The 19171-nt window shown below is 68.4% G+C and carries 16 protein-coding genes; 6 read left to right on the forward strand and 10 right to left on the reverse strand.

The window, feature by feature from the left end:
- Window positions 1-298 (reverse strand): hypothetical protein (locus AC5Y4H_RS24505; RefSeq protein WP_499986179.1); only part of this gene is annotated, 298 nt, incomplete at its 3' end.
- A gap of 182 nt (window positions 299-480) precedes the next feature.
- On the opposite strand from AC5Y4H_RS24505, the gene AC5Y4H_RS24510 reads away from it, so the two are divergent.
- Window positions 481-2028, forward strand: coding sequence for an FAD-dependent monooxygenase (locus tag AC5Y4H_RS24510; protein WP_499986182.1), 1548 nt, complete (start codon window positions 481-483; stop codon window positions 2026-2028).
- A 48-nt stretch (window positions 2029-2076) separates the two neighbouring features.
- Here AC5Y4H_RS24510 and AC5Y4H_RS24515 read toward each other — a convergent pair whose 3' ends face one another.
- The 4 genes from AC5Y4H_RS24515 to AC5Y4H_RS24530 form a co-directional block, all read right to left on the reverse strand.
- Window positions 2077-3498, reverse strand: a complete 1422-nt coding sequence (locus AC5Y4H_RS24515) for an acyl-CoA carboxylase subunit beta (RefSeq protein ID WP_499986184.1) — start codon at window positions 3496-3498, stop codon at window positions 2077-2079.
- A 33-nt stretch (window positions 3499-3531) separates the two neighbouring features.
- Window positions 3532-4785: a 3-oxoacyl-ACP synthase KasB gene (gene kasB / locus AC5Y4H_RS24520; RefSeq protein ID WP_499986187.1), complete on the reverse strand. Its 1254-nt coding sequence runs from the start codon at window positions 4783-4785 to the stop codon at window positions 3532-3534.
- 153 nt (window positions 4786-4938) lie between these two features.
- Window positions 4939-5391, reverse strand: a complete 453-nt coding sequence (locus AC5Y4H_RS24525; protein ID WP_499986188.1) for a hypothetical protein — start codon at window positions 5389-5391, stop codon at window positions 4939-4941.
- The gene (locus AC5Y4H_RS24530; protein WP_499986192.1) at window positions 5388-6422 is read right to left on the reverse strand and encodes a nucleoside hydrolase; all 1035 of its coding nucleotides are present in this window, start codon (window positions 6420-6422) and stop codon (window positions 5388-5390) included. Before AC5Y4H_RS24530 ends, AC5Y4H_RS24525 begins: the two co-directional genes overlap by 4 nt.
- Window positions 6423-6455: 33 nt before the next feature.
- Here AC5Y4H_RS24530 and cmaA1 point away from each other — a divergent pair, with 33 nt between their 5' ends.
- Window positions 6456-7343, forward strand: coding sequence for a cyclopropane mycolic acid synthase CmaA1 (gene cmaA1, locus AC5Y4H_RS24535; protein WP_499986194.1), 888 nt, complete (start codon window positions 6456-6458; stop codon window positions 7341-7343).
- Here cmaA1 and AC5Y4H_RS24540 read toward each other — a convergent pair whose 3' ends face one another.
- Both AC5Y4H_RS24540 and AC5Y4H_RS24545 read right to left on the reverse strand, forming a co-directional pair.
- A complete protein-coding gene (locus tag AC5Y4H_RS24540; RefSeq protein ID WP_499986196.1) occupies window positions 7344-9356 on the reverse strand; it encodes an SDR family oxidoreductase in 2013 nt (670 codons plus the stop codon).
- A gap of 110 nt (window positions 9357-9466) precedes the next feature.
- Entirely contained in the window at window positions 9467-10180 is a 714-nt protein-coding gene (locus AC5Y4H_RS24545) for a histidine phosphatase family protein (protein ID WP_499986198.1), read from the reverse strand.
- Window positions 10181-10317: 137 nt separating this feature from the next.
- Between AC5Y4H_RS24545 and AC5Y4H_RS24550 the strand changes: the two genes are divergently transcribed.
- A complete protein-coding gene (locus AC5Y4H_RS24550; protein ID WP_499986200.1) occupies window positions 10318-11184 on the forward strand; it encodes a MaoC/PaaZ C-terminal domain-containing protein in 867 nt (288 codons plus the stop codon).
- A 2-nt stretch (window positions 11185-11186) separates the two neighbouring features.
- Here AC5Y4H_RS24550 and otsB read toward each other — a convergent pair whose 3' ends face one another.
- Both otsB and AC5Y4H_RS24560 read right to left on the reverse strand, forming a co-directional pair.
- Window positions 11187-12347, reverse strand: coding sequence for a trehalose-phosphatase (otsB, locus tag AC5Y4H_RS24555; protein WP_499986202.1), 1161 nt, complete (start codon window positions 12345-12347; stop codon window positions 11187-11189).
- A 41-nt stretch (window positions 12348-12388) separates the two neighbouring features.
- The gene (locus AC5Y4H_RS24560) at window positions 12389-13735 is read right to left on the reverse strand and encodes a wax ester/triacylglycerol synthase family O-acyltransferase (protein WP_499986204.1); all 1347 of its coding nucleotides are present in this window, start codon (window positions 13733-13735) and stop codon (window positions 12389-12391) included.
- Window positions 13736-13903: 168 nt separating this feature from the next.
- Between AC5Y4H_RS24560 and AC5Y4H_RS24565 the strand changes: the two genes are divergently transcribed.
- Both AC5Y4H_RS24565 and AC5Y4H_RS24570 read left to right on the forward strand, forming a co-directional pair.
- Window positions 13904-17197: an error-prone DNA polymerase gene (locus AC5Y4H_RS24565; protein ID WP_499986207.1), complete on the forward strand. Its 3294-nt coding sequence runs from the start codon at window positions 13904-13906 to the stop codon at window positions 17195-17197.
- Window positions 17198-17214: 17 nt separating this feature from the next.
- On the forward strand, window positions 17215-17859 hold the full coding sequence (locus tag AC5Y4H_RS24570; RefSeq protein ID WP_499986210.1) for a nitroreductase family protein: 645 nt from the start codon (window positions 17215-17217) through the stop codon (window positions 17857-17859).
- On the opposite strand, the gene AC5Y4H_RS24575 is transcribed toward AC5Y4H_RS24570, so the two are convergent.
- Window positions 17860-18324, reverse strand: coding sequence for a tRNA (cytidine(34)-2'-O)-methyltransferase (locus AC5Y4H_RS24575; RefSeq protein ID WP_499986212.1), 465 nt, complete (start codon window positions 18322-18324; stop codon window positions 17860-17862).
- An 18-nt stretch (window positions 18325-18342) separates the two neighbouring features.
- On the opposite strand from AC5Y4H_RS24575, the gene AC5Y4H_RS24580 reads away from it, so the two are divergent.
- Window positions 18343-18948 (forward strand): class I SAM-dependent methyltransferase, encoded by a 606-nt coding sequence (locus tag AC5Y4H_RS24580; protein ID WP_499986213.1) that lies wholly within the window; start codon window positions 18343-18345, stop codon window positions 18946-18948.
- The last annotated feature ends 223 nt before the right edge of the window (window positions 18949-19171 follow it).

Below are 19171 nucleotides of genomic sequence, written 5' to 3' on the forward strand. Positions count from 1 at the left end.
CCTTGGAATCGTCGTCGTCCGAGTCTTCGTCGTCGTCCGAGTCTTCGTCGTCCGAGTCGTCGTCGGAGTCCTCGGAGTCCTTGGAATCGTCGCTGCCCTTCGAACCCTTGGTCGTGTCGGAATCGGAGGCTTCTTCGAGTTTGGTCGCGAACTTCGTCAACAGGCCAGCGAGGTCACGGGCCTCTTCGGGGGATAGCGAGTCGTCGAACATGCGCTCGTCGCTCTCAGAGATGCGCTCAACGTAGACCGCGTTGTTTTGGATGCCGACGTCCCACCGGCCACCCTCTTCACGACCCATCCGATGCCCCTTCCGTTAAGACTGACTCCACCTGACGCCGCGTTAGGCGTTGGTTACCCACTCCTGGTTATCGCGCAACGGCCTAGAGCTGGAATTTCCCATAACGGAGAGCTCCGTCATATTCTGACAGCGCATATCGAATGATAGTCTCTTTCATAATGCAGCGTTCGGAGGTGATTGCGATGGCGACGCGTGTCCCAGTTTTGATCGTCGGAGCCGGAGTCGGCGGCCTCGCCATGTCGGCGCTGCTGACCCAGCACGGCGTGCGCTCGCTTCTGATCGAGAAGCGACGCGAATTCTTCCTCTACCCAAAGGCCCGCAATCTGAGCTTTCGCAGCTCGGAAATCCTGCGCGGCATGGGTGTTCGGGACGAGGTGCGGGCGGTCGCCGAGCACGTCTCGGCGCTGGTGGTCAGGCCCACGCTCAACAGCACCGCACAAGAACCGGCACTCGACATCGACGCGATCTTCGCCGGTCTGGACAAGCTCAGCCCCGAGCCGGCGGCGCAGTACTGTCCGCAGAGCCGGCTCGAGCCGATCCTGCGCGATGCGTCGCGACGGGGCGGCAGCGAAGTGCGCTATGGCACGGTGCTGTCCTCGATCGAGATGGATGAAACCGGTGTTACCGCGGTGGTGCGCGACGCGGAATCGGGGGAGTCGCAGACCATCCGCGCGGATTATCTCGTCGGGGCCGACGGTGTGCACAGCCCCATCCGCGAACGGTTGGGCATCACCACATCGGGCTACGGCGCCCTGCCGATCTATGTCGTGTTCGTCTACTTCCGGGCGCCGTGGCGACAATTCATCCCCGAGTTGCACGATGGCGATGGCGTGCAGGTCAAAAACGACGAGGTGGACGGCATATTCCTGGTCGCCGAGGGCGATCTCGGCATGTTCATCACCACGTACTTTCCCGGCGCGGGCGAGACGGCCGAACAATTCACCCCGCACCGCTGCCGCGAGGTGCTCACCAAGGCGATCGGCGAGCGGATCGACATCGACATCATCGAGGTCGCTGCGTGGCAACCGTACGAACGCGTAGCTGACCAATTCGATTGCAGGCGAGCATTTCTCGTCGGCGATTCGGCGCACACCATGCCGCCGTTCAAAGCCGGAGGAGCCAACACCGCCATCCAAAGCGCGCACAACCTGGCCTGGAAACTCGCCGCCGTTCTGCACGGCACCGCCGCGCCGGAGCTGCTGTCGACCTATCAGGCCGAGCGTCATCCGGTGGGCCGATTCGCAGCGCGCCAGTCACTCACCGGGCCGTCGGTGGCGCTGCTGCGGGCGGGTGGCGCCGCGCCCCAATTGCCGGCCGACGAGGAATGCTCGATGTTCGCCCTGCTCATCGGATACCGCTACCGCTCGGCCGCGGTCGTGACCAGCGATGAGGACAGCGGCGGCCTGGTGGACGAATTGCGCGCCCAACCCGGCACTCGGCTGCCGCACGTCTGGGTGCGCAAGGGAGTCTCGACACTCGACCTGCTCGGACCGCGATTCACCGTGCTGTCCGGAGACGAGCGATGGTGCGCCGCAGCGACTTCGGCGTCATTGGCCGCGCACCGGTTCTACAGCGACGAGTGGGCGGCGGTCACCGGGCTGCCCCCGGACGGGGCGCTGCTGATCCGGCCCGACGACTTCGTCGGGTGGCGCACCGATGAACTCCCCGACGATCCCGAAGGGGAACTGCGGCAGGCGCTTTCGGCGATCCTGGGCCGCGATCGAAGATGACTCGCGTAGGCGAATCATCCCTTGGTGGCCGACCGTGCCGCGCGAGGCTTACAGCGGGATGTTCTTGTGGCGGCCGCGGCGCGCGGGCGCCTGAGCCAGGGCCTCGGTGAGCTTGCTGCGGGTGTGCGACGGGTCGATCTTCTCGTCGACCACGCCGATCTCGATGGCGCTGTCCACGCCGCCCGCGATCCGCTCGTGCTCGGCGGCCAGCTCGTCGTGCAGCGCTTCGCGCTCGTGGTCCGCGGCGGCGGCCAGCTTCTTCTTGTGCAGAATGCCGACGGCGGCCTTGGCGCCCATCACGGCGACCTCGGCGTCCGGCCACGCGTAAACCTTGGTCGCGTTCAGCGACCGGGAGTTCATCGCGATGTAGGCCCCGCCGTAAGTCTTTCGGGTCACCAGTGTGACACGCGGAACCGTGCACTCGCCGAATGCGTGCAGCAGCTTGGCGCCGCGGCGCACCACGCCGCCCCACTCCTGGTCGACACCGGGCAGGTAGCCGGGCACGTCGACGACCACGACCAGCGGGATGCCGAATGCGTCGCACAGTCGCACGAAACGTGCTGCCTTCTCTGCGCTTTCGGAGTTCAGGCAACCACCCAGCCGCAGCGGGTTGTTGGCCAGCACGCCGACCGTGCGGCCGGACAGCCGGCCCAGGCCGATCACCATCGACGGCGCCCAGTTGGCCTGGAATTCGTCGAACGGTGTCTCGGCGTCGAGGATCGCGGTCACGATGGGCCGCACGTCGTAGGCCCGCCGCGACGACTCGGGCAACAGCGCGTGGATGTCGGTGTCACCGGCCTCGGCCTTGTCCCGGTCGAAATGCCCTTGCTGGCAGAACAATCCGACCAGCCGGCGGCCGCGCTCGTAGGCGTCGAGCTCGTCGTCGGCGACGATGTGGCACACCCCGGACTTCTTGTGGTGGGTCTCCGGCCCGCCGAGCGAGCACATGTCCACGTCCTCACCGGTGACACTGCGCACCACGTCGGGCCCGGTGACGAACACCCGGCTCTCCGGGGCCATCACGATGACGTCGGTCAGGGCCGGCCCGTAGGCGGCGCCGCCGGCCGCGAAGCCTACGACCACCGAGATCTGCGGGATGTAGCCGGACGCGCGGATCATCGCCTCGAAGACCAGGCCCACCGCGTGAAGTGCCTTCACACCCTCGGCCAGCCGGGCACCGCCGGAGTGCCAGATGCCCACGATCGGGCTCTGCTCCTCGATGGCGGTGTCGTAGGCGTTGACGATGTGTGTGCACCCCTCGATGCCCATCGCGCCGCCCATGACGGTGCCGTCGGTGCAGAACGCGATGGTGCGCAGGCCGTTCACGGTCCCCGCGGCGGCAAGCACGCCGGAACGGTCGCGCTCGTGCAGCAGCTCGACGGAGTCATCGTCGAAGAAGTTGCTCAAGCGCAACAGCGGGTCGCGAGGGTCGAGCGACTCGCCAACCGTCTCGGGGGCCGTGATTGTCATCGCAGGTCTCCTGATATTCGGTGTTGCTCGGTTTTAGTACCGCCCGAAGGCGATGGCCACGTTGTGTCCGCCGAACCCGAACGAGTTGTTGATCGCGTACTCGTAGTTGCCCGGTCGTGGTTTGCCGGCCACGACGTCGAGGTCGATTTCGGGGTCGAGGTTTTCCAAGTTGAGCGTGGGGGGGACCACCTGGTCGCGCAGGGCGAGCACGGTCAGGATGGATTCCACGGCCCCGACGGCGCCCACCGAGTGGCCCAGCGCGGCTTTGGGGGCGTAGACGGCCGGTTTGTTGCTGCCCAACGCGTTGTTGATGGCCTTGGCCTCGGCGACGTCGCCGACCGAGGTGCCGGTGGCGTGGGCGTTGACGTGGCCGATGTCGCCGGGCGTCAGCCCGGCGAGTTGGATGGCCCGGCTCATGGCGTGTCCGGCGCGTTCGCCGTTGGGGTCGGGGGCCACCATGTGGTAGCCGTCGGAGGTGATGCTGGCGCCCATGATGCGGGCCAAGATGTTGGCGCCGCGGGCTTTGGCGTGTTCCTCGGTTTCGATGACCAGCAGCGCGCCGGCCTCACCGAACACGAAGCCGGTGCGGTCGCGGTCGAACGGGCGGCACGCGCCGGCCGGGTCGTCGTTCTTGGTCGACATCACGATGCGCATCTGGGCGAACGCCGCGATCGCGACCGCCTCGATCCTGACCTCGACGCCACCGCAGATGGCGATGTCGGCCTCGCCGAACACGATGTTGCGCCAGGCCTGCGCCACACCCTCAGAACCCGACGCGCACGCCGACACCGGCGTGATCACCCCGGCCTTGGCATGCCGCTCCAGTCCCACCGCGACGGCCGCACCGTCGGGCATGTACTTCGACACCGCCAGGGGTGAGACCCCCTTGATGCCGCGAGCCCGCAAATCGTCGTAACTGAACACGATCTGCTCGGCGGACCCCAGGCCGGTGCCGATGGACACCATCAGCCGGTTGGGGTCGACCTCGGGGGAGCCGGCGTTCTCCCAGACCCGGCGGCTCAGGACGGTGGACATCCGCTGCAGGTAACCCATCCGGTGGCGTTCGGCGCGCGTCAGTCCGGCGTCGAATTCCTCCTGCAGATGCCCGCCGATGCGCACCGGCAGGTCGAACTCCTCGACGAACGAATCCTCGAGCTTGCGGATACCGCTTTGGCTGTCCAACAACAACTTCCAGGTGGTTTCGGCATCAGTGGCCAACGCGGTCGTCATGGCGACGCCAGTGACGACCACGTTCGGCAACGTTTTTCCGGTAACCAACTCCGTCATGACCTGCAAAACCTTTCACTTCCAGGGAGCTCGACGCACGACGTCGAGCTCCCTCCCCACCAAAACATGAAAACACAATGCGTCATCGTGCCCAACGGCAGAAACGTTGGACGGATGCCCTTCGCTTTGCGGATAAGGGACGCTCACCTGGGGTTATCCGGCGCGGACCGCCTGCGCGCGGGCCATCAGCCCGCGGCCACCGGGCAGTGCGCCCACCACGGTGCGGGCCAGCCGGTCGCGGCCGCGCACGCCTTCGGTCCTGGCTTTGCCGGCGCGCAGGTGGCGCCAGCCCAGATACGCCCACGACGCCGCGACGACGGCGTCGGTCACCCCACCGCGAGCACGGTGCCGGTCGACCGCGGCCAGGCCGAGCGCCGTCGCCGAGTGCACGGTGTCGACCCAGACCCCGGCTGCCAGCACCTCCGGGCCGGGGTTGATTCCCGACAGCAGCGCCTGGGTCAGATGGCGTGCGCCCAGGATTCGGGTGACGACGAGCGCCTTACGGTCCACCCGCACCCCATGGATGTGCTCGAGCACCTCGCCCGGGGCGGCCAGCAGCACCGTGCCCCAGCCCGCCCGGATCAGCTCGATCGCCCGAATCTTCATCGAACACCCCCTAATTGCCGTGCGAACGGTCCCACCCGCTCGATAAACCGATCGAAAAATGCCGCCGCGTCCACGTCAATCCCGATGAGCGCGTTGGGCTCTCGACGGGCCGTCCAATCGGTCACCGTCATGGCGCGGGTCAGCGTTCCGGTCAGCTCGATGTCCACGGTCGCCGGACGCGCCTCGACCAGTTCGGGATCCAGCGCGACGGCGGCGGCCAACGGATCGTGCATGTGCGCCTGATACCCGTGGCCGAGCTCGTGGTAGGCCTCCAGGTAGAACCGCATCGCGTCCTCGATCACCCGAATGAGCGGGTTGGACGCCGTCGACCGGGTTCCGGGCGCGTCATCTTCGCTCAGCCGCGTCGTCGTCGACTCCGCGGCCGCCGCCAGGCGTGCCAGATGATCGGGCGTCATCGCCACCTTGCGCGTCAGATCAAGCCCGCACAGGAGCGGGAGTCGCTGTTGGCCAACGACTTCCGGGCACCAGGCGGCCAGCACCTCGGCCGCCGCCTCGGGGTCGACGCTGATGTTCCACTCCGCCACCGCGGTGTGGTTGCCCCGGTGATCGTAGGAACCGCCCATGATCACCAGCCGCTTGAGCAGCGCCGGCAACTCGGGCTCGGCCCGCAATGCCAGCGCCAGGTTGGTCAGCGGCCCGGTCGCGACGCCGATGAGCTCGCCGGGACGGGCGCGCGCCGCGCGCACCCAGGCGCCGGCCGAGTCGTAGTCGGTGAGCCGTTGCGATCCCGGTGGCAGGTCGGCGTAGCCCAATCCCCTGGGGCCGTGCACCTTTGACGGCAGCCGCATCGGTCCGGTCAGGGTCTGTCCGGAGCCCTTGGAAACCGGTATGCCGGTGCGTTCGCACAACTCCAGCAGCCCCAGGTTGTTTTCGCAAACCTGCTCCACCCCAACGTTTCCCCCTGTCGAGGCGATGCCGACCACTTCGGCGTCGGGGCTGGCGAACAGGTACATCAGCGCCAGCGCATCATCCACGCCGGTATCGACGTCAACGAAAACGGGCGAGCTCATTGCTTCCAACATACCGGCGGCTAGGCTGGCACGATGCCAACAACGTCGGAGCCCCCCGAGGGACCTGATCTAACGCCGCACTTCGACGATGTGCAGGCCCATTACGACCTGTCGGACGAGTTCTTCCGGCTGTTCCTGGACCCGACCCAGACGTACAGCTGCGCCTACTTCGAGCGCGAGGATATGACGCTGGAAGAGGCGCAGATCGCCAAGATCGACCTCGCGCTCGGCAAACTCGGCCTGCAGCCGGGCATGACGTTGCTCGACGTCGGCTGTGGTTGGGGCGCCACCATGATGCGGGCGGTGGAAAAGTACGACGTCAACGTCGTCGGCCTCACCCTGAGCCGCAACCAGGCCGAGCACGTCCAGCAGCTGATCGCGAACTCCGGGAGCCCTCGGTCGGCGCGGATCCTGCTCGAGGGCTGGGAGAAGTTCGACGAGCCGGTCGACCGGATCGTCAGCATCGGCGCCTTCGAGCACTTCGGGCACGAGCGCTACGACGCGTTCTTCAGCCTGGCGCACGACCTGCTGCCCGACGACGGGGTCATGCTGCTGCACACCATCACCGGGCTGCATCCGACGGAGATGGCCGAACGCGGCATGCCGCTGTCGTTCGAATTCGCTCGATTCATCAAATTCATTGTCACCGAGATCTTTCCGGGCGGGCGGCTGCCGTCGATACCGATGGTCGAAGAGCGCGCCACCGCGAACGGCTTCACCGTGAGCCGCGTGCAGTCGCTGCAGCCGCACTACGCCAAGACGCTCGACATCTGGGCGGCCGGGCTACAGGCCCACAAGGATGAGGCCATCGCGGTGCAGTCCGAGGAAGTCTACGAGCGGTACATGAAATACCTGACCGGTTGCGCCGAAGCATTCCGGATCGGATACATCGACGTCAACCAGTTCACGCTGCAGAAGTGATCACCAGTGCACGCCGGGCACCAGGCGTACCAGCCGCTTGACTGGACCCGGTGCCCGGATGCCCCGAGTGACGGCGCGCACGGGCCGGCTGGGCTTGCGCCGTGCTGTCTGCGCAGTCGGGGTCGGCGCAGGTTCGGCGGTTAGCCCGCGCGCCGCGGCCGAATCGGGATAGCCGAGATAGAGCTGGTGCAGCACGCGCCGCGAGGTCCTCGGTGCGAAGTAATTGCCGGCCTCGGCGAGCGTGCCCAGCGGGGTGTCGATGCGGGCCGGCTTTTCCACCAGGCCGCGCACCACCATCGCCGCCGCACGTTCGGGGCTGATCGCCGGCACCGGGTTGAGCCGGTGCGACGGCACGATCATGGGGGTGCGCACCAGCGGCATGTGGATGTTGGTGAAGGTGATGTGGTCGGAGAGCACCTCCGAACCCACCACGTCGGAGAACGCGTCCAGCGCGGCCTTGGACGGCAGGTAGGAGCTGTACTTGGGATTGCGCGCCTGCACGCCGGCGCTCGACACGTTGACGACGTGACCGAAACGGCGTTCGCGCCAATGCGGTAGCAGCGCCAGCACCATCCGCACCGCGCCGAAGTAGTTGACCGCCATCACCCGTTCGTAATCGTGCAGCCGGTCGGTGGAGTTGACCACCGAGCGGCGGATCGACCGTCCGGCGTTGTTCACCAGGTAATCGACGTGGTCGAAGCGCCCCAGGATGTCTTTGACCGTGTGTTCCACCGACGCGGAATCGGTGACATCGCAGGTAAAGGCATGGGCGGCACCACCATTGGCACGGATCTCCGCGACCAGCGCATCCAGCGCCTCGCCGTTGCGGGCCAGCGCGAACACGATTGCGCCCCGCTCGGCGACCGCGATGGCCGCCGCCCGGCCGATGCCGCTGGACGCGCCGGTGATGATGACGTGTCGTCCCCGCAACGGTCCCTGCGGATCGTCGCGACGCGCGCGGTCCGGATCCAGGTGCTGCGCCCAGTACCGCCACAGCCGGGGCGCGTAGCTGGAGAACTCCGGAACGTCTATTCCGGTGCCCCGCAGAGCGTTTCGCGTCTTCTCACTGACAAAGGTGGGGGCCAGGTCTACGACGTCCAACACCTCGGCGGGGATGCCTAGCTGGGTGGCCGCCATGTTGCGCACGACTCTGGCGCGTCCGCGCACCTTGAGCACCGGCGCGGCCACCGCGCGGGGCAGCGAACCGCGCAGCGGCGGCAGCCCCGCGGCCTTGGCCACGCCGCGGTAGATGCCGCGCAGGCCGATCGTTTCCTCGGCGGTCAGGTGGAACGTCTGGCCGTCACGGCCGTCGGCATGCATCAGCGCGACCAGCGCGTCGACGACGTAGTCGACCGGGACGATGTTGGTGCGACCGGTGTCGGGCAGCAGGATCGGGGTCAACGACGGGAGCACCGCCAGCTTGGCCAGCACGCCGAAGAAGTAGTACGGCCCGTCCACCTTGTCCATCTCGCCGGTGCGTGAATCGCCCACCACCACGGCGGGTCGGTAGATGCGATGACGCAGCCCGGGCGCCGAGCGCACCAGCAGCTCGGCCTCGAACTTGGTCTGGTGATACGGCGTCGGCAGTTGCTGGCCGACGTCGAAATCGTCCTCGGTGTATTCGCCGGCGAAATCCCCGGCCACCGCGATCGACGACACGTGGTGCAACGTCGCGTCCAGCCGCCGCGCCAGCCCGATCACCGCGCGGGTGCCCTCGACGTTGCTCGACCGCTGCTCGGCCTCGCCGGCGGTGATGTCATAGATCGCCGCGCAGTGCACCACGTGGTCGATCCGGCCCAGCTCGGCGAAGACCTCGTCGCTCAGCTCCAACTCCGGCAGCCCTGCGACCAGCGGTTTAACCCGCTCGCCCCACTGTTCGGCGAGCCGCTCGAAGCGGCCGACCGACTGCCGTCGCACGAGCACGAACACCTGCGCGTCGGGGCGAGATTCCAGCAGGCGAGACACGACGCGGCGGCCAATAAACCCGGTACCGCCGGTAACGACATACCGCATGAAGACATGGTGGCGGTGGTAGCCGCGCACGTCAACTGTGATCTGGGCTACGCCACTGATCCGATGGTGGCGACCCGCTGCGCCCGGCTACGCCGCGCTTGCGATCGCCACTAGTTGCGGAAGTCGCGGATCCCGTCCCAGTCGACCAGCGTCCAGCCGGTCATCGGGTTACCGCTGATCACCACGCGACCCGTGTTCGGAATCGGGTGGCTGTCCATCAGGCTGTCCTTGGCGTTCTGCACGTTCATCAGCGTCCACAACATGATGGAGTTCCTGTGCGAGATCACCACCGGGTTGCGGTGGCCGCTGTTGTAGATCTTGTTGACGGCCCCGGTGAACTGGTCGTTGAACTCCTTGCCGCTGACCGAGCCGGGGATGCTGTCGGAGACGTCGCCGTTGAGCCAGTTCACCGGCGCCAGCATGTACGTCGACTTCGCCATCGACTCGGGCTTGCCGTTGTACCAGCCGGCGTTGATCTCCTGGATGCCCGGCAGGACCTCCACCTGCTTGCCGAGCTGGGCGGCCAGCGGTGCGGCGGTTTGCTGAGCCCGAGTCATGGTGGAGGCGTAGACGCTGTCGAAGTCCTTGCGGCCCAGTTGGTGCGCGAGCTGTTCGGCCTGCCCCTTGCCCTCCGGCGTCAGGCCCGGCCCCGGCACCTCGGTGTCGATGGTGCCGGCGGCGTTGGCCTCGGACTGGGCGTGCCGGATGAACGTGACGGTGATGGAGCGGGCCTGCGGTGAACCACCGCAGCCGGCGACGATCATCGTGGCGGTGAGTGCGGCGAGCGCTACCGCGGCTTTCCGGATCATGCTGCGCTTGGGCATGGGAGATAGCCTGCCTTGCCGACGCCTCCGGTGGGAAGGGTTTGCGCTGGTTTGTTACCGCGCGGCCTGAGTCGCGCCGCCGATTCGCCGGATGCCAGAGTGGACCGAGGATCCCTACCAACGATCAGGAGACTTTTATGGCGATTGATCCGAGTGCCGTCGGGGCGGTCACCGAGCCCATGCAGTTCGAATGGACCGACCGGGACACGCTGCTCTACGCGCTCGGTGTCGGCGCCGGGGTCGACGATCTGCCCTTCACCACCGAGAACAGCCACGACATCGACCAGCAGGTGCTGCCCACGTATGCGGTCATCTGCTGCCCGGCCTTCGGCGCGGCCGGCCTGGTCGGAAAGTTCAACTGGGCCATGTTGTTACACGGATCGCAGAGCATCCGGTTGCATGCACCGCTGCCGCCCGCGGGCAAGCTCTCGGTGGTTTCCGAGGTCGCCGACATCCAGGACAAAGGCGAGGGCAAGAACGCCATCCTGGTGTTGCGCGGGCGGGGCACCGAGCCGGACTCCGGGCAGCTGATCGCCGAGACGCTCACCACCCTGGTCATCCGGGGCGAGGGCGGCTTCGGGGGCATGCCGGGTCAGCGGCCGGTCGCACCGGAATTCCCGGACCGCGAGCCCGACGCGCGCATCCCGCTGCCCACGCGTGAGGACCAGGCGCTGATCTACCGGCTCTCCGGTGACCGCAACCCGCTGCACAGCGACCCGTGGTTCGCCCGGGAGCTGGCCGGCTTCCCCAAGCCGATCCTGCACGGGCTGTGCACCTACGGGGTTTCGGGGCGCGCGCTGGTGTCCGAGCTGGGCCAGGGCGTCGCGGCCAACGTCACCTCGATCGCCTCGCGGTTCACCTCGCCGGTGTTCCCCGGCGAGACACTGACCACGCTGATCTGGCGCACCGAGCCGGGCAAGGCGGTGTTCCGCACCGAGGCTTCCGGTCCGGACGGGGCCGACGCCCGGGTGGTGCTCGACGACGGGGCCGTGGAATACGCCTAGCGTCAGCGCGGCAGCTGATCGGCCAGCCGGTCGGTGAATTCGGCGGCCCGAGCGGGACTGTCCAGCGCGAACAGCGCCGCGGTGGCGCGGTCCCCGTCGTCGCCGTGCCGCACCAGGATCGGCACGCCCCGGACGGGCCCGCCGCGCACCGCGTCGAACGCATCCTCGTCGGTGATGTCGTCGCCGAGGTAGACCGGTGTCAGGGGGCCCGACCCGGCCTCGTGCAGGTGATCGATCACCCAGCGCAGCGTTTTTCCCTTGTCCCAGTCCAAATCTGGGCGCAGCTCGATGACCTCGCGGCCGGTGGTGACCCGAAGCTCGTCGCGGCGACCCGCCGCGCGGACCGCCGCCAGCACCTCGCCGACGCGGTCGCGTCCGGCATTGCGGTAGTGCACGGCCACCCCGAATCGCTTGTGTTCCACCACGACACCGGGGATCGCGCCGAGCCGGTCGCGCAGCTGACCGGCCGCCTGCTCGAGCACCGGGATGGCGGCGGCCGCGTCGTCGTTCTGGTGGTGCGTGCCGTCGGGGGCGGTCAACTCGAAACCGTGGCTGCCCGCATACCAGACACCGGGTACGCCAACGCGTTTCGTCACGTCGGCGAGATCGCGGCCGGACAGCACCGCGACGGGGCACCGCGCGGCCAGCTTTTCGAGCGCTTCGGTCGCGCCGGCGACAGGCAGCGCCGAGTCCGGGTCGTCGACGATGTCGGAGAGCGTCCCGTCGAAGTCGAAGAACACGGCCGGTCGCCGGTCGGCCAGCCCATCGGCCAAGGCCTGCGACGCATCGGGCAGCTGAGACATGCGGCGGTCGCCGGTCCGCACCGTGAGCTCGTCCAGATCGGCGACCACCCCGTCGGCCCCCGCCTCGCGTAGCGCGTTGCCGTGCCCGGCCGGGTCGACGCCGATCACCAACGCGAAACCCGCGGCGCGCGCGGCCTCGACGCCCGCGGCGTCCCCGGCCACCACGACGCAGCGGCCGGGCCGCACCCGCAGACCGCTGGCCGCCCGCACCGGACCGTCCGCCGAAATGACGGCGGCCCCCACCCCGGTCTCGCGCAACTGTCCGGCCAACGGGGAGCCCAGCGCGGTGTCGGTGTCGGTGTCGAACAGCACCGCGTCATGGCGGCGCGGGTCGACGATGACCGGCCCGGACTTGCCCATTGACCTACCTTCTCACGGTGGTCAGCGGCGTGGAGAACGGGTCAGTGACGCGCGCGCCCCGGCGCCGACGGATACGTCGGCGGCACGGGCCGGGCCAGCCGGCGCGCGGGACGCCTGCGGGCAAACAGCAGCACGGAGTCCTCGCCGAGGGCCACCAGGCGCGCCATGCCCAACTCGATGCCCGCGGCCAACTGCTTGACGTCGAACGCATCGCCCTGTTCGGTGGTGATCCCGAAGACCAGTTCGTCGCCGTAGCTCAACACCGCGACGCCGGTATGCAGCGCCGTGGCGGTCGGGGGGATCGGCAGCAGCCGTTCCAACGTCTGGCCCATCATCCGAAGGTGACGGCGCGGCCCGGGCACGTTGGTGGCCAAGGTCACGATCGCGCGCTGCGGAAGGCGGGAGAGCAACTGTAAGGCGTTGCTGCGCAACGCGGTTGGCAGGAAACCGATCATCGACTCCACGATGCCGGCCGGTCGGGGCTGGGCGATCTGCTTGGCCTGCCACCTGGTGTGCACCGTCTGCAACCGCCGCACCGGGTCGTCGTGCTCGACGGGCAGGTGCGAGAGGATCGCCGAGCGGACCGGCATCGGGGCCAGGGTGCGCAGCGAGTCCGCCCGCGGTTCCTCGCCGCGCCCGAGCAGCGCCGTGCGGAACCCCTCGGTGACGGCGGCGAGCGCGACGTCGTTGGCGCTGACACCGAATTTGCGGCAGACGCTGTCGACGTCGGCGATCGGGACCCGCACCGTGGTGTAACGCCGTGAGGCGGTGGCCGCCTCGGCGCCCACGGACGGCCACATCGCGCCGAGGAGGGCGCCGGTGAGATTGCCGGCTGCCGACGAAGCCCGCCAGAGCGCGTTCACCCAACCCGGCCTGGCCGCGGCGGGTGGCGAAACCTGTTTTCCCGCAGCGCTGTTGGCGAAGGTATCGGCGTCGGCGTCGTCACACAGCCTGCTGATCAGGCGGGCGGCGGAATTGCCGTCGAGCAGACCGTGATGGGTTTTCATCAGGATTGCCCACCGGTTGCCGATCAGGCCCTCGATGACCCAGCACTCCCACGGTGGGCGGTCCAGATCGAGGGGCCGCTCCAGGGCGTGGGCGATGGCCCGCGAGAGTTCGGCCTCGTCGCCGGGGTCGGGAATGGCTATCCGGCGCATGTGGTGGGCCAGGTCGAAGTCCGGGCAGTCGATCCATTCCTGGTTCAGCGGATGCGCCCGCAGCAGCTGCGTGCACCGAGGGATCGGCTGGATGCGTTCCGCCAGAAGGTGTTTGAGCCGCTCGTAGTCGGGCGCGGTGCCGTCGACGATGGCGACCGCGCCGATGGCCAAGCCCGCATGCCGATCCGGATCGTGGGCCTGCAGGAACGCCGTGTCCAGTGTCTGTGCCATGCCGGCTCCCGTTAGTCCGCTTTCTTGAACTTGTGCCAGTATCTGTCGGCCCCGCGGTCCGCGGTAGTACCCGCACGTTAAGAGCTTGTTTAAGAGTTGAAGAGCGGCTTAACAACCGTTGTGCTGCGCCGGGGTCAAATCGAACACCAGTTCGATATACTCGGGCCCGTGGGCTGGTTCAACGGACCGCCGAGCTGGGCGGAAATGGAGCGGGTGCTCGACAGCAAGCCGCGTCATGCCGGGGAGTCGGCGGGCCCGGAATCCGACGGCCCGCTGTCGCGCAGGCGCGCGACCTACCAGCCGCCGGATGACGGCCGGGCGTCCCGCTCGTCCGTCGCTTATGCCGAACTGCATGCGCATTCGGCGTTCAGCTTCCTGGATGGCGCGAGCACACCCGAGGAGCTGGTCGAGGAGGCGGCCCGGCTGGACCTGCGCGCCCTGGCGCTCACCGACCACGACGGCTTGTACGGTGCGGTGCGGTTCGCCGAAGCGGCGGCCGAGCTCGACATGCGCACCGTGTTCGGCGCCGAACTGTCGCTGGGCCCGGGCGCCCGCACCGAGCAGCCGGATCCGCCCGGTCCGCACCTGCTGGTGCTGGCCCGCGGTGCCGAGGGTTACCGGCGGCTGTCGCGGCAACTGGCCGCGGCGCATCTGGCCGGTGGCGAGAAGGGCAGGCCCCGTTACGATTTCGACGCGCTTACCGAGGCCGCCGGTGGGCACTGGCACATCCTGACCGGGTGTCGCAAAGGGCATGTCCGCCAAGCGCTTTCCGAGGGCGGCCCATCGGCGGCGGAGCGCGCGCTGGCCGATCTGGTGGATCGGTTCGGGGCTCACCGGGTCAGCATCGAGTTGACCCATCACGGTCAACCGCTCGACGACGAACGCAACGGGGTGCTGGCCGCGCTGGCCCCGCGCTTCGGTGTCGGCGTCGTCGCCACCACCGGTGCGCATTTCGCGGGGCCGTCGCGACGGCGGCTGGCCATGGCGATGGGCGCCATCCGGGCCCGGCAGTCGCTGGATTCGGCCGCCGGGTGGCTGGCTCCGCTGGGCGGTTCGCACCTGCGCTCCGGTGAGGAGATGGCCCGGCTGTTCGGGCATGTGCCCTTTGGGGGCCCTAATGTGGTGACCGCGGCCGCCGAGCTGGGCGAGCAGTGCGCGTTCGGGCTGGCGCTCATCGCGCCGCAGCTGCCGCCGTTCGACGTGCCCGCCGGGCACACCGAGGACAGCTGGCTGCGGCAGTTGACCATGACCGGGGCGCGCGATCGTTACGGGTCGGCCGAGCACGCGCCACGCGCGTATGCGCAGATCGAACACGAACTGAAAGTCATTGCCCGGCTGACGTTTCCGGGCTATTTCCTGGTGGTACACGACATCGCCCGGTTCTGCCGGGAAAACAATATCCTGTGCCAGGGCCGGGGATCGGCCGCCAACTCCGCGGTCTGTTACGCCCTTGGTGTCACCGCCGTCGACCCGGTGGCCAACGAGTTGCTGTTCGAGCGCTTTCTGTCGCCGGCCCGCGACGGTCCCCCCGACATCGACATGGACATCGAATCCGATCAGCGCGAAAAGGTCATCCAGTACGTCTACGACAAATACGGCCGCGACTACGCCGCCCAGGTCGCCAACGTCATCACCTACCGGGGAAAGATCGCGGTGCGCGACATGGCCCGCGCCCTGGGCTTTTCGCAGGGGCAGCAGGACGCGTGGAGCAAGCAGATCAGCCACTGGAACGGCCTGGCCGACTCACCCGATGCCGACGGCATCCCCGAACCGGTGGTCGACCTGGCGAACCAGATCCGGAACCTGCCTCGCCACATGGGCATTCATTCCGGCGGCATGGTGATCTGCGACCGCCCCATCGCCGACGTGTGCCCGGTGGAGTGGGCGCGCATGGAGAATCGCAGCGTGCTGCAGTGGGACAAAGATGACTGTGCGGCAATCGGTTTGGTCAAATTCGATCTGCTCGGGCTGGGGATGCTCTCGGCGCTGCACTATGCCATCGACCTGGTGGCCGAGCACAAGGGGATCGAGGTGGACCTGGCCCACCTCGACCTCTCCGAGGCGGCGGTGTACGAGATGCTGGCCCGCGCCGATTCGGTCGGCGTGTTCCAGGTGGAGTCGCGCGCGCAGATGGCCACGCTGCCGCGGCTGAGGCCGCGGGTTTTCTACGACCTGGTGGTGGAGGTCGCGCTGATCCGCCCCGGCCCCATCCAGGGCGGCTCGGTGCATCCCTACATTCGCCGGCGCAACGGACTGGACCCCGTGGTCTACGACCACCCATCGATGGAGTCGGCGCTGCGAAAGACGCTGGGAGTGCCGCTCTTTCAGGAGCAGCTGATGCAGCTCGCGGTCGACTGCGCCGGATTCAGCGCCGCCGAGGCCGACCAGCTGCGCCGCGCCATGGGGTCCAAGCGCTCGACCGAGCGCATGCGACGGTTGCGCGGCCGGTTCTACGAGGGCATGCGCACGCTGCACGGCGCCGACGACGAGGTGATCGACCGCACCTACGAAAAGCTGGAAGCCTTCGCCAATTTCGGCTTTCCCGAAAGCCACGCGCTGAGCTTCGCGTCGCTGGTGTTCTACTCGTCGTGGTTCAAGCTGCACCACCCGGCGGCGTTCTGCGCGGCGCTGCTGCGGGCCCAGCCGATGGGGTTCTACTCGCCGCAATCGCTGGTGGCCGACGCCCGTCGGCACGGCGTGACGGTGCACGGCCCGGACGTCAACGCCAGCCTGGCGCACGCCACCCTGCACAACGCCGGAACCGAGGTCCGCCTCGGTCTTGGCGCGGTCCGCCATATCGGCGACGACCTCGCCGAGCGGCTGGTCGACGAGCGAAAGATCAACGGCCCCTTCGTATCCCTGCTGGACCTGACGACCCGGCTGCAGCTGTCCGTGCCGCAGACCGAGGCGCTGGCGACGGCCGGGGCGCTGGGTTGCTTCGACCTGTCCCGGCGCGAGGCGTTGTGGGCGGCCGGGGCCGCGGCCACCCAGCGGCCGGGCCGGCTGCCCGGGGTGGGATCGTCGTCGCACATCCCGGCGCTGCCCGGGATGAGCGAGCTGGAACTGGCCGCCGCCGACGTGTGGGCCACCGGCGTCTCCCCGGACAGTTATCCGACGCAGTTCCTGCGGGCCGATCTGGACGCGATGGGGGTGGTGCCCGCCGAGAAGCTGGGCTCGGTGCCCGACGGCGACCGCGTGCTGATCGCGGGCGCGGTCACCCACCGGCAGCGGCCCGGCACGGCGCAGGGGGTCACCTTCATCAACCTCGAGGACGAAACCGGGATGGTCAACGTGCTCTGCGTGCCGGGGGTGTGGGCGCGGCATCGCAAGCTGGCGAACTCGGCCCCGGCGCTGCTGGTGCGGGGGCAGGTCCAAAACGCCAGCGGCGCGATCACCGTCGTCGCCGAACGGCTGGGCCGCATCTCCCTGGCGGTCGGCTCCAAGTCTCGCGACTTTCGGTGATTCCGTAACCTCCAGACATGACCCTCAATCTGTCCGTCGACGAACTGCTCACCACCACCCGTTCGGTCCGCAAACGCCTCGACTTCGACAAGCCGGTAGGCCGCGACGTCCTGATGGAATGCCTCGAACTGGCGTTGCAGGCGCCCACCGGCTCCAACTCGCAGGGCTGGCAGTGGGTGTTCGTCGAAGACGCCGACAAGAAGAAGGCGCTCGGCGACATCTACCTGGCCAACGCCCAGCCCTACCTCAGTGCGCCGAAGCCCGACTACGGCGAGGGCGACACCCGCGGCGAGCGGATGGGCAAGGTCGTGGATTCGGCGATGTATCTTGCCGAGCACATTCACGAGGCGCCGGTCTTGTTGATCCCCTGTATCCAAGGGCGCGAAGACAAGTCGCCGTTGGGTGGCGTCTCGTTCTGGGCGTCGCTCTTCCCCGCGGTGTGGAGCTTCTGCCTGGCGCTGCGCTCGCGCGGCCTCGGCTCCTGTTGGACGACGCTGCACCTGCTGGGCGACGGCGAGCGCAAAGCCGCCGACGTGCTCGGCATTCCCTACGAGAAAATCAGCCAGGGCGGCCTGTTCCCGATCGCCTACACGAAGGGCACCGACTTCCGCCCCGCCAAGCGGCTGCCCGCCGCGGAGCTGACGCACTGGGACACCTGGTGATCAAACCGCCCCGGCGTAACCGTGCTGCCGCCAGGCTTCGTAGACCGCGATGGCCGCGGCGTTGGACAGGTTCAGCGAGCGCCGCCCCGGCAGCATCGGGATGCGCACCTGCGCGGTGACGTGCGGGTCGGCCAGCGTCGCGGCGTCCAGCCCGGTGGGTTCGGGACCGAACATCAGCACGTCGCCGGCCCGGTAGCGCACGTCGGCGAACGAGGTCGGTGCGTGCGAGGTGAACGCGAACACCCGCTGCGGTGACAGCGCCGCCCAGGCGGCCGCCAGCGACGCGTGCACGGTGACCGATGCGAGGTCGTGGTAGTCCAGGCCCGCCCGGCGCAGCTTGGGTTCGGCCAGGTCGAAACCCATCGGCTCGACCAGATGCAACTCGCAGCCCGTCGCCGCCACCGTCCGGATGGCGTTGCCGGTGTTGGGCGGGATCCGCGGCGCGTAGAACATCAGCTTGAACACAACGCCGATAATGGTCGCATGGTCGAGCAGAGCATCTGGATGCAGAAGGTCGCTGCCGATCCGGGGCATTCGCAGTGGTACATCGAGCGTTTTCGTGCCATGGCCCGCGCCGGCGACGACCTGGCCGGCGAGGCCCGGTTCGTCGACGCCATGGCGCCCCGCGGCGCACGAATTCTCGACGCCGGCTGCGGGCCCGGACGCCTGGGCGGGTATCTGGCGAAGGCCGGTCACGATGTGGTCGGCGTGGACGTGGATCCGGCGCTGATCGAGGCGGCTGAGCAGGACTATCCCGGTCCGCGCTGGCTGGTTGGCGATCTCGCCGAGCTGGACCTGCCCGCGCGCGGCATTGCCGAACCCTTCGATGTCATCGTCAGCGCCGGCAACGTCATGGCCTTCCTTGCCCCGAGCACCCGCGTCCAGGTGTTGAGCCGGCTGCGGGCCCACGTGGCGCACGACGGCCGGGCCGCGATCGGCTTCGGCGCCTACCGCGAATACGAGTTCGCCGACTTTCTCAACGACGCGGCCGACGCGGGCTTCGCGCCCGACCTGTTGCTGTCGACTTGGGATATGCGCCCGTTCACCGACGATTCCGATTTCCTCGTTGCGCTTCTTCGGCCCGCGTAGGCTCACGCGCTGCGGTGTTTGCCAGGGGCGGTCGCGCGGGTGCGGCGGCACCTTGGAGGAACCTGTCTGCTCAGTAACGATTCTGGTGGCATGCGCCGCAGGCTGTCATACTCGTCGGATTGCCACACCTACACGCACACGCGTATTTGGCGCGGGGCGGGCCAAATAAAGCAGGAAGTTTCATGAGCCTCTCGTTTCCTTCAGCGCTCAGCGTCAGCGCAGC

Source organism: Mycobacterium sp. NGS58, from assembly GCF_059812385.1.